Annotated in this window: 9 protein-coding genes; 5 read left to right on the top strand and 4 right to left on the bottom strand. The window is 39.0% G+C overall.

The features are described from left to right. Position 1 precedes the first annotated feature (1 nt). From QNM16_RS04755 to QNM16_RS04740, 4 genes are all read left to right on the top strand, one after another. Positions 2 to 724, top strand: coding sequence for an ABC transporter ATP-binding protein (locus QNM16_RS04755; RefSeq protein ID WP_284019430.1), 723 nt, complete (start codon positions 2 to 4; stop codon positions 722 to 724). Then, positions 721 to 3,162: an ABC transporter permease gene (locus QNM16_RS04750; RefSeq protein WP_284019429.1), complete on the top strand. Its 2,442-nt coding sequence runs from the start codon at positions 721 to 723 to the stop codon at positions 3,160 to 3,162. Before QNM16_RS04755 ends, QNM16_RS04750 begins: the two co-directional genes overlap by 4 nt. A gap of 60 nt (positions 3,163 to 3,222) precedes the next feature. Beyond that, on the top strand, positions 3,223 to 4,554 hold the full coding sequence (locus QNM16_RS04745; RefSeq protein ID WP_284019428.1) for a sigma-54-dependent transcriptional regulator: 1,332 nt from the start codon (positions 3,223 to 3,225) through the stop codon (positions 4,552 to 4,554). A gap of 206 nt (positions 4,555 to 4,760) precedes the next feature. After that, entirely contained in the window at positions 4,761 to 5,864 is a 1,104-nt protein-coding gene (locus tag QNM16_RS04740; RefSeq protein WP_284019427.1) for a sensor histidine kinase, read from the top strand. 765 nt (positions 5,865 to 6,629) lie between these two features. On the opposite strand, the gene QNM16_RS04735 is transcribed toward QNM16_RS04740, so the two are convergent. Next, positions 6,630 to 7,469, bottom strand: coding sequence for a ChaN family lipoprotein (locus QNM16_RS04735; protein ID WP_284019426.1), 840 nt, complete (start codon positions 7,467 to 7,469; stop codon positions 6,630 to 6,632). Between the two features lie 410 nt (positions 7,470 to 7,879). Further along, positions 7,880 to 8,863 carry a response regulator gene (locus QNM16_RS04730; protein WP_284019425.1) on the bottom strand — a complete coding sequence of 328 codons (984 nt, stop codon included), beginning with the start codon at positions 8,861 to 8,863 and terminating at the stop codon, positions 7,880 to 7,882. Between the two features lie 210 nt (positions 8,864 to 9,073). On the opposite strand from QNM16_RS04730, the gene QNM16_RS04725 reads away from it, so the two are divergent. Next, complete coding sequence (locus QNM16_RS04725) at positions 9,074 to 10,168, top strand: helix-turn-helix domain-containing protein (RefSeq protein WP_284019424.1); 1,095 nt, start codon at positions 9,074 to 9,076, stop codon at positions 10,166 to 10,168. 68 nt (positions 10,169 to 10,236) lie between these two features. Here QNM16_RS04725 and QNM16_RS04720 read toward each other — a convergent pair whose 3' ends face one another. Next, positions 10,237 to 11,088, bottom strand: a complete 852-nt coding sequence (locus QNM16_RS04720) for a hypothetical protein (RefSeq protein ID WP_284019423.1) — start codon at positions 11,086 to 11,088, stop codon at positions 10,237 to 10,239. A gap of 30 nt (positions 11,089 to 11,118) precedes the next feature. Next, positions 11,119 to 11,916 (bottom strand): hypothetical protein, encoded by a 798-nt coding sequence (locus QNM16_RS04715; RefSeq protein ID WP_284019422.1) that lies wholly within the window; start codon positions 11,914 to 11,916, stop codon positions 11,119 to 11,121. Positions 11,917 to 11,943: the final 27 nt, after the last annotated feature.

Raw genomic sequence — 11,943 nt, 5'->3', positions numbered from 1 at the left:
TATGGCTAATACACCGGTTATCGAGCTAAGTAATGTCTCGAAAGTATACGTGAGTGAAAATGTTGAGACGCATGCACTTACTGATATTAATTTACTTATCCATAAAGGCGATTATGTTTCTATTAGTGGACCATCAGGTTGTGGAAAGTCGACACTCCTTAGTTTGATGGGGTTATTAGACGACATTACTAATGGGATATATAAAATAGAGGGCGTAGATACGCAGAGCTTAGATGCAGATACACTTTCAGAGCTTCGAAATTTGCATATTGGTTTTATTTTTCAGTCATTTAATTTAATTGATGAACTCTCGGTTTTTGATAATGTTGCGTTGCCACTTATATATCGTGAGAAACCTATGAGCCAAGAGGAAATCAAGACACGAGTTAATAGAGCTTTGAGCCAAGTAGAGATTGAACATAGAGCAAATCATAAACCCAATCAGTTATCCGGTGGCCAACAACAACGTGTTGCTATTGCTCGTGCATTAGTTGGTGAGCCGAGTATTTTATTAGTCGATGAGCCAACGGGTAACTTAGATTCTAAAAATGGTGATGCGGTTATGGCCATCTTAGATTCTTTGAATCAACAAGGGACAACGATTTGCATGGTAACTCATGATCCTCGATATGCAGGCTATGCAAAAAGGCAGGTTAAACTGCTCGACGGTACCGTGTTGCAATCTAGAGATTTAGTAAGCGATGAAACGAGGGAGATGGCATGAATTTAATTCGTTTCATTCATCAATTAAAGTTGGCCGTTAACTCTCTTCGTCAAGCAAAAGGGTTCGCAAGTGCAATTATTTTGACTCTTTCACTGACGTTAGCTTGCTTTTTTGTCGTAATGAGTTTGTTCAGTAGCTATTTTATCAAACCCCTTAAAGTTGAAAACGAAGCTCGTTTGGTCATTGTTGAGCAGGATAATATATACTCTGACAAAAATAGCCCGGGTTATCAGAGCTTTCAATCAATAGATCATTGGTATAATAACCAGCAAGTTTTTGATAAAGCAGCTGCAGTGAGCACATCGCAACGCATTGTAAAAAGTCTGCCTGGGCAGCCCAAAATAGATGTGACTTACGCAACAAGTGAATATTATGAACTGTTTAAAGTACCTCTAGTGTTAGGTCGACATATTACACCAGTTTCGACCTTTGAAGAAAAAGTACAAGAGGTGCTGATCTCATATAAGTTTTGGCAACGTTATTTCGATGGTAACGATGATGTGATAGGCCTAACCTTGCAAGTTGAAGGCCTGCAAGTTAAGTCATTTAAGATTGTTGGCGTTGTCGCGGAAAAATTTGTTGATCCTTTTATGTTTAATGAGGGTAAAGCACAACTTTGGTTTAACTTTAGTTCTGATGCTCGTTACTTCCGTGAGGAAAACCGCAGCCCGTGGTCCAACTTATTCGGTACACTTAAACTAGTAGGTACTTTAAAGCACGGAGAAACACATGGCAGTGCAAAAGCACACCTACACCAGTCTATCCAACAAGTCAAAGCACAATGGAAAGAAGACTTTCCTAGCTTACTTGACTTGGTACCTATCATTACTAGTTTCCGTCAGGCAGAGTTGGGGGACAATGACAGCTTAGCGGTTTTACTACTAGCAGGGGTTGCAGGGTTACTTTGCATCGCACTTCTAAACGTGAGTAATTTATTCATCTCAAGAGCTGTAGTTAAACATAAACAGTTGGCACTTCAAGCTGTTTTAGGGGCAAAACGGCGAGTACTGTTTCAAAGTGTCTTGTTAGAAACAAGTGTGTTAATGATAGCATCGGTGCTGGTGGCATTATTTTTAGCAGCATGGGGTATTAAACTTTTTATTGCTGTTAGCCAAGGTTTTTTGCCGTTAATCTCCGACCTTTCTCTTGATAAAACTGTATTAATTAGCGCGCTCGTTGCATGTATTGCAATGTCTGGGTTATTTGCCTTCATTACCAGTCAACTAATTGACTTTACAAAACTGAGAATGCAGATCCAATCCTCCGGTAAAGGAGCTATAAGTCAAGTTAGTGCTCATACAATAAAGTTGATGGTTGGGATTCAGTTATTTTTGGCAACGACTTTAGTGATGAGTGCAACCATGGTTTTGAACAAAAGTCTTGAAACTCTGAATCGGCCACTTGGCAGTGACACAGAGAATTTGTACACGGTTCAATTTTTTATACAGAATATGGAAGAAAGTATTGGCGAGCGTTATGACCATATAGCCGCTTTCAAGAACGCACTTTTTAGTATCGAAGGCGTTAAGCAAGTAGCGCATGGAGGCAGCCCTGTTGAAATGAATGTGGGAGCAAGTACAGTAACAGATATATCAGGAAAAGAGAGTATATTTATCCCGCAAGCATGGGTTGGCCGAGACTATTTTGACGTCACAGGCCTAAAAATCATTGAAGGGCGAACATTCAGCGAAGCGGCAATCCGCGGCGAAAAACATGAGTTTTTGGTTTCAAAAGCAGTGAATGATTTACTAAAACCTGATGGGAGTTTAGTTGGAGAGACTTTTTTAAGTTTTGACCCTGATAACCCCGTTGAGGTGGTCGGTATAACAGAAAACTTTAATCACCCTAAATCTTTTGGTAGGCATCAAGGACGTCAATTTTGGTGGGCAGCTCAGCCATATTCTTTTCCCTACATTGTTAAAATGGAAGAAGGAAAAGTATTAAATCGTGAATTGGTTTTCCAAGCTGGTAGGGCTGTCGATCCGCGCACTGGAGTTTGGAGACTCACAGATATGCACCATGAATATGGCATGATGACGCATATGGAGCGTATGACACGGAATTTATCTATTTTACTAGCGATGTTTACTTTATTGCTTGCTGGAGTAGGTATTTATGGAGTACTCAGTTATAACCTCGGTCTACGCCGTTACGAACTTGGGATCCGAATGGCTTTGGGTGCAAAAAGTAAAAGTTTGTATAAACAGTTGTTTAGAGACACTATATTACCGTTAATCAGTGCATTTATATTGGCAATATTGATATGTCTAACAAGCTATCGAGAGTTTATTGAACATGCCAGTGAATATATGTTGCTTAACCCCACTTGGTTAATAGCGGTATGTATTGGGATAGTATTGTTTGCATTGTTTGCGACTTTGTATCCAATGAGCAAAATACTAGGCTCGAAGCCAATGGCATCGCTTCGCCAAGAGTAGATAAAGTGATGGGCTAAAACATCCAAGTTTTAGCCCAAAAATAAGATTTAGAAAGACACTATGAAAACAGTATTAATTGTAGATGATCTTATCGATGTTCGTTTAAGTGCGCGCATTGTGCTTGAAAGCCATGGTTTTCAATGTTTAGAGGCTGATCATCCAAATACAGCCTTAACTTGTTTGGCTAAAGATAAGGTTGACTTGATTTTATTGGATATGAATTTTAGTCAGGATACGACTTCAGGGCATGAAGGCTTGGCGTTTTTATCTGATTTAAGAGCACTTGATTTAGCTATTCCCGTTATCGTTATCACAGGTTGGGCGAAAATTGACCTAGCTGTTCAAGCGATGCAAAGCGGAGCTTGCGATTTTATAGAAAAGCCTTGGAAAAATAAAAGGTTAATTGACGCTGTAAAAAACATTATTGCTCAGCCTGAAGTTTCCTCAAACACAAAAGAGCAAGGCTTATTTGGGGCGTTTAGTACAAATAGTCACTTGTTAATAGAAAAAGCAAAACGCATTGCTCAAACTGATGCCAATGTTTTGATCACGGGTGAAAATGGCACAGGTAAAAGCATGTTGGCTAAATTTATTCACCAGCACAGCCATCGCGCAAAGCAAGATATGATCAGCGTGAATATGGCTGCAATCCCTGACAACTTGTTTGAAAGTGAGTTGTTTGGTCACAGAAAAGGCGCGTTTACAGATGCAAAGGAGCATAGAGTCGGTCGGTTTACTTTAGCAAACGGTTCAAGTTTGTTTTTAGATGAGATTGGCTGTTTAACCATGTCGCTGCAAGCAAAACTGTTGCGTGTATTGGAAAGTGGGGAATATGAGGAAGTAGGGTGCTCTAAACCTAAACGAAGTAATGCGAGAATTATTTCAGCAACGAATGCTGATTTAAATGAGCTTATCGAAGAGGGTAAATTTAGAAGAGATCTACTATTTAGGTTGAATACACTTGTAATCGAATTACCTCCCTTGAGGGCACGACTAGATGAGCTTGAAGAGTTTGTGAGTCACTTTTTAAATCTTCATGGGAAAAAGTATGGACGAGGCATACTGACTTTCTCTAAACAAGCCTTCAATAAGCTAACTGAATATCACTGGCCAGGCAATATTCGAGAGCTTTCCCACGTGATAGAGCGCGCTGTGATTATGGCGCAAACTAATACGATCGACGTTCAAGATATTCAAATTGCACAAGGCAATAAACAGCAAGTGGACCATGTCCCTTTGATGTCTTTAGAGCAAGCTGAACAGAAGCTCATAACTCAAGCGATAACACATTTTGATGGTAATGTGTTAAAGGCCGGAGAGTTCTTGGGGCTGAGTAAATCAGCGATTTATCGTCGAATTGATAAATTTAGTATTCAGGTGAAAGATACGTAATGAAGCTAAAACCCACCTCGTTAGAACGCTGCTTAGTTTGGCTTTTCTGTATACCTATTGGCACTTTATTACTGTTGATATTTATGATTTCAACATATTTAAAGTTTGATTTTTTGGAGACTTTGACTTTATTCCTGGTCGTTATGTTACCGAGCATTATCGCGAGCTATAAAATATATGACTGCGTTTTTTCTTGTTTAGACAGTATGTCTGTTCAGATCGAAAGCTTGGCAAATGAGGAGTTTACCATTTGGCAATTAGCCCACTTTCCGCAAGGGCGTGTGGCTCAGGTAAAGACTGAACTTAAGTCTATCGCTCGTCGAATGCAGCACAAGCGCCAAGAATATATACAAAATGAATCTTTTATTTTTGACTTTATTAACGAGCTTGATTTACCTATTGTGGTGCTCGATCATCACTTTCAGGTGTATCATTACAACACTGCTGCAGAAAGCTTTTACAAAGGTAAGCATATAACCGGTTTTAATACGAGACAGCTTGAGCTTGAGAAAGTAAATGGTCGCTGGCAAACAATATCAGATAATCAGCGTTTTAAAGTGGTAGAGCATGCGCTATTCAGGGGACAAAGGCAATATAAGTTGATGGTCTATGTGTCTATTGAGCAGCAGCTTAGGAAAAACGAGCAGCAAGTGTGGCAAAAGTTAGTGCGAGTGTTGAATCATGAAGTGAGAAACTCTCTTACACCAATTTATTCAATGACACAGTCATTAAAAGATCTGCCAATTGGTACAAATAGTGATTTAAAGCAGACCATGTTGGGTGTAATTGAAAAGCGTGCTGAGCATTTATTGGGGTTTGTTTCTAGCTATTCAAAACTATCCCAACTTCCTGAACCGAAAAAACATGTTATATCTGCAATTGAGTTAAAGCAACGCTTACAGGCATTATTCCCCTTTGTAACAATAAAACAAATATCTGGAGAAGGTCTAAATGTTTACTGTGATATAGAGCAGTTAGAACAGGCGTTACTGAATTTGGTTAAAAATGCAGAAGAAGCGAATGAAATAACCGGTGCGACCGAAATAATATTAGTAATTAAACTATTTGAGTTACAAAGTTGTTTTGAAGTAATAGATTGTGGGGAAGGGGTGTCAAATACAGACAATTTGTTTACGCCATTTTATTCAACAAAAGAACAGGGCAGTGGCATTGGTTTGGTGCTTAGTAGAGAGATCATTCGTGCGCAGGGCGGGGAGTTAACGTTAGTGTCAAACGATGGTTTTGATGGTGCGATTGCTCGTATTGAGCTTCCAAATAGACAAAATATTGCTGAACTTTCATCGTCTTAAATAGTAATTTAATAGTAAATTAAATGATTTGGCATCCTCATATGAGATTAGTCGCGATAAGAGTTCCTTTTAAAAATTTTGATGATACATTTATTTTTTATGCAAAGCCATTGAGGTAGGAATATGCATTTGGATCAGCTTTCAGCCAGATACAAATATCGTATTTACACATGAACCTTTAAAACAATAATGGGATGGCTTGATGACTCATATTGAAGGTTGTAGTGGGAATATACTGTCTATAATTCAGAGAAATTCGTCAATGCATACTTAAAGCTGTTGAAAGGAAATCATTTTTTCAATTTTTTGAGAGTAAAAACAGTCAAGCAATTCGTGATGCCGGTATGCTAGTCTTTGGTCCAATGCATGATTTGGAAAATCCAAATAAAGTACACTGGATTTGCGGAATAAGGAAGTTGAACCAATCGCGATGTCGATGATTAAAGAGTTTTATGCTGAATTGACCGAAACGACAGCCGGTTTTGAAGAGTTTCATTTTGGGATATTACGGCTTCCGTTGAGGAGACAGCACTTAGTTTTCGATGTACAGAAGTAAGGTAAAATGGTCCTTGCCACATAGCTTCGGCCTTTGCTTTTTCAGAGGCCGAATACAGAAGTGCGCTTGATAAAGTTTTGTTGGCTGATCTAGTTTCAGCGGGAACGAAAGAGGCTTCAGATAGTCGCAAACAAAACAGTGTCTTGTGGCTTGAACAGCATGCAACATCTGTGACGTAGAGTACATACACATTGTTAATTTAATGTGGTCTAAAGTTCACAACTGGTCGCTTTGCGTTTTTCCACCATAGCTTTTATTGCATTGTTCATGTTTTCTTTTTGAACGTACCTTTCTGGCAATGGTTTTATTGTATAAATGAAATCACCAGCAGCCCAATCTATTTTTTTATCTACAAATTGTGGACTGATAACAGCGATCTTAAGATCAGGGGAAAGGCGTTTAAGCGCATCGACTGTGCCGAGATGATAATTACTGTGGAAAGCGCCATTGAAGTGTATTATCTGGCTGTTAGGGTTACGCTTTATTGCATTAAAAATTGACTCTGCCATTGTGTTGTCACGTGCTAGTTGAGCGTAAAAGCTATTGCTTAGTTTGACAGGTTCTGACTTAGCAGCATTTGGCCTATGATGACTCATAGCAGCCATAAATTTGTCTTGGTATGCAGCAGAGCTAGAAGTTATATCTGTCGCTACCCAATTTCTCTGTGGGGTTTTAAACCCCTGAATGTAGTCAGGACCTTTTCGAGCAACGCAGCGTACTACACTCAGTGGGGTATTTGCAGCAATAGCGTGTAGTTTATTTTCACGTGCAAATTCTACCAGAGGGCGATAGTCGCTCTGATAGTTGTCCCAAGCATCGGCTTGTTTTATTAACGTTTGCTCTCCTATTTCATTGTTAATATATTGGGTTAGAGTTATTTGTTTATCTCTTGAAAACTGCTCGAAGCTTAGCTGTAAATTGTTGTTTTGTTGGTATATCAATGGCAATAACTCGGCTTGAAGTCGATGAGAGGCGCTATGTGTGTGGTATTCACCAATAAATATTACATTCGCTGATTTCAATTGAGTTGCTAATTCTTCTAAGCTCATAAGCTGCTCATTTTTCGTATTTAAGATATTATAATTGTGCAGCATAGTTATCGGTTTAGGTGTTAATGTATTTACGTTGTTTATTACACAGCCTTGTGTAAACATCAGTGAAATGGACATTAAAAGAGCAGGTTTTAAAAATTTGGTTTGTGTCATGAAGATCCCAACGTGATCATTAACTTATGAGAATAATATTAGCATTAATGTAATGATAACGATTCTCAATAATGTTGTCGAGTTCGGCAAAATTGAAAACTGTCATAAATAGATAAATGGCCTAGTAGAATGAGTATTTCAAAAGGTTTTAGTGCACAATATGAACATGGCCTTTTACGAAAGAACTATTTTTGGCGGAGAATATAGCCGTAATAAAGTGAATCTAACGAAAAGCAGAATGGATAATTACACTGTCAGAAAAAAACCATGTCATCATTGTCATCACTTAAATCTTTCTCGATTGTGATTGCTGCTAAATCATCAACTAACTCATTAACTAATAATAGGCTTTTATCATCTTGCCGGTCGCTTAAATGCTCCTGTATATCTTGAATTATCGAGTCCATATGCTGCAGCTTGGCAATTTCATTCAGTCTGATGTCAATGGCTTCGACAACGTAATGAAAAATATCGATCAATGATCCCTTGTTGTAACTGTCGGTTGGCATGTTTTTGACAATAAGTTCGGCCTGATGATATTTAAAAAAAGTTGATTGGCCGAAAGATTGTACGTTTGCGCTGTTAACCTCTAAATCATTGAATAGCTCAAGTTCCATATCACAAATAGCTTCATCATTATTTTTAAAATGATATTCAGTACCATCAGTGAGCTTTAGGCGGGCAATGTAATCAAGTTCCCAGCTTTGCATCAATGAAGATAAATAGCCCGAAAACTTGTTGATGTCGTTAAGGTTTAAGCATTGACGATAAAAGTGTATAAGTGCGTTGTGGTCGAGTTGCGTTCTAAAAGTTCTATCTGTTTGGATTTGTGAGTCTTTTTTGGCATGCTTTAGCGCGCGCAATCGCTTCGCTTGATAATCTAGCAAGCTGTCTAATTTTATTTTTAAAACCTCTTTGCCAATGTCTTTTTGTATGTAATTTTCTGCCCCGGCTTCAAATGCTCTCAGTCTCCACTCTAAGTCAGTTTCACCGCTTAAAAACACAGTGATCGTATCTTCTTTTTTGGGTGTGTTTATCCTCCGGCAAAACTCTATGCTGTCGCCGTCTGGTAAATAAAGGTCTAGAAGAAATATATCGAATTGTTGTTTATCTAGCGCTTTGTTAGCTGCTTCTAAGCTATTACACCATGTAAACTCAGCTCTATCTCCACCTAAAAGCTGTACTAGGCTTGCATAAACTTGGTTGTCTTCGACCAAAAGCACAGAGAATTTTTTCATGGCTTTCAACTTGCGAATAGATTTGATTAAACCTGATAGATAAGTATGTGCTGCAATACGACAAAAGCAATGGTTGTACCTATATGTTTAAGACTAATGCTATTTAAGAATGTTTTGGATCACATTTTATTAAATTTGTAATTATTTCTGTAACATTTTTGAGGGTGACACGGTCTGCCTCTTTGCGCAAATGAAAATAAGGAAAATAGTATGTTTGAGCTAGTAAGCGACGTGATTCGAAATTTTTATATTCTCAGCTTAGTTTTAGGGTGCATCGTGTGCCTATTACTCTTTTTATCAAAAACTAAAACCCTCGCATGTAGTCTCCTCGGCATTTGGATCTTGTTGTTTGTAACTGAACTGACGCAAGTTGCACTTGTCATGATGGATATAATGGCATACAACAGCTTTATATCATTTGACGCTTTATATGGGTTGGTTTTCTATTTTTATGTTCGCTTTCAAATAGAAGCGAAAAAAGTTTCCTTTGAAGATATATTTCATGCTCTGCCTATCTGTGCAAGTTATTTATTTAGTATGACGTGGGATTTTTGCTTTGGCGTTGTCTGTGCCTTGTCTTACGCTGTTTATATTGTCCATTATTTAAATGTTCATCGGCCAAAACTCAAAATTGAAGTGACCAATCAACAGTACGACAACTTTACTTGGCTTGTCGCTATGGCTAGGTTTCAACTTATTTGTTGGTGCTTAGTTCTTTTACTTTTGTCTGTAAACGATATTTTCTCTGTGCCGGTTAGTAAACTCATTGCCTTAGCAAGTTATGTACCTATGAGCTTTTGGCTATTTTATTTGTCATACTTTAACCAAATCAAGCCACTTTATGTACAAGGCAATGTGTATAAATTCAGTGAGAGTCATGAGAATGCGCAAGTACATAAAAATCACTGCAAGTCATATGAGCACATTATTCACCGACTTAATAGTTCAATGCGTAGTGATAAACTATTTTTAAACCCCCAGTTAAGTATTTCAGAACTTGCTAAGCATATCGACTCAACAACTGCTGAAGTGTCTTGCACATTAAATACGCATTTAAACATGAACTTTTATGACTTTGTTAACCGTTACCGTGTTGACGAAGCCAAGCTTTTATTGTGTAAAACTCAGCATAAGGTGCTCTCTGTAGCTTTTGATGCTGGTTTCAATAGTAAATCCACATTTAATAAGCTGTTTAAATCTTACACAGGTCTAACACCAAGCCAATTCAGAAAAGAAGCCTGTGGCTTATTTCATGATGATTCACAAGGAGCTGTTAGATCTCTCAATCATTTTCTGGTTGAATAATTCATTCACTCTTAAAAAAGCCATCAAGTTGATGGCTTTGACCGAAGAATGATGGGAGATGATTGTTACTACTGATTAGAGAAGAAGTTACTACCTGCTCGATAGTCATGTATGCCTGTTGTTGAGCGCTTGAAGCCACCTGCGACCGTTGAGGCTTCACCATTTGCTTCGTTGAAGCGTCCGCCAAGTACAACCGCAGCTGGACTACCTGATTTATTGTCACTACCGCCCACAACCACAGCATATGGTGCACTGACAGTGGTTTGGTTAAATTGACCGCCACTGATAGAAGAGGCTATACCAAAGGCTGAGTTGTGACGACCGCCTACGACACTGGCAAGTTGAGCGTAAACTCGGTTGGTTTCGCCACCAGAAATGCTTGCCCAAGTTGCATCTGCGTATATCGTATTGTTAGTACCCCCAAAAATACTGGCATGGTTTGCTTCAACAGTATGATTGCTACCTGACATAATGGCAGAGCCATAACCACTGATTTTATTGCCAGAGCCTGCAATGACAGCAGATTGCCCAGTCACTGTATTGTTTCGCCCAGTGACTAACGTGCCTGTTGATTGATAGCTATGACCATCACCTAAAATGACATTGTGTGAGCCTCTACGGTCTAGTTCAGGTGTTTGGCTACCGTACTGAAGTGTGTTGTATCCCAAGATTAAGTTTCCAACACCATTGGCGGCGCTAACATTATTCTTTTCATGCGTGTAGCCTGTGCCGTTTGCGATATGTAGATTACAGCCGTTGACTACCAGTGTATTTCCAACCTTGCTCATACACTGTAAAATCGCGCGTAATGCTTGGTCATTGTTTATCGGGTCGTTACCATGGTCGTGTGAACTTGCAAATGAGGTAGTGCTGACAATTGCAAGGCTAATAAGGGCAAATGGTTTTTTTAAATTCAACATGTTGTTACTCCAAAATAGTTTGTTTTTAGGTTATTTATCAGAGAAAAAGTAGCCAGCTTGATAGTCATCTTTACCGCCGACAGTCCGACTAAGGCCGCCACCGATACTGGAAGTAAATCCATTTGCGCGATTGAATTCGCCACCTAATACAGCACTGAGTTCACCATTAGATTCGTTGTTACGACCTCCTGTAATACTTGAAAGCGGACCGCCTGAGAGGTTATTCTGACCGCCTAAAATCATTGAGCTTTGGCCCTTTGCAACATTGTTTTCACCGCCGTAAATAGAGGCAAAAAAGTTTTTAGCAGTATTGCCTTTACCACCGGCAATTAAAGCGAAGTTATGGAACGGCAAGGCGCTATTTTGTTGCCCACCTAAAATTACGGAGAAAGCCGCTTCTGCTGAATTTGACTCGCCGCCCCATATTACGCTGTTAAATCCTGAGACGTGATTATTAACACCAGCTACGGAAGTCGAGTTTGCAAAAGCAGAATTACTGTCACCTGCAATGACACTGCCGATTGAAGAGAATTGGTGTCCATCTCCAATCACTAAGTTATGTGAACCTGTGGCCGTCTGTTGAGAAGTAGTTGCTTGTTTGTTGTATCCAACAATGACATTGCCTTTACCATTTTTAGCCTCGTTACCGTGAGAGCCATTAACGACTTGAACGTCACATCCTCGCACAACAAGTGTGTTGTCAACACGTTCTAAGCAAGAAAGAATATCAATTAAAGCAGTTTGTTCTTGTTCAGTGAGGGTTGTTGCCTGTGCGTTTATAGAGGCGGCTGAAAGTGCAACAACAGCAAATTTAGATAATAGTTTCATGTTCGTTATCCTTTAGTTTTTGTTTTC

The sequence above is a fragment of the Pseudoalteromonas umbrosa genome (genome assembly GCF_030125375.1).
Lineage (GTDB): Bacteria > Pseudomonadota > Gammaproteobacteria > Enterobacterales > Alteromonadaceae > Pseudoalteromonas > Pseudoalteromonas umbrosa.
The sequence above is the reverse complement of the archived record's forward strand: the minus strand, read 5'-3'. Positions and strand labels throughout refer to the sequence as shown.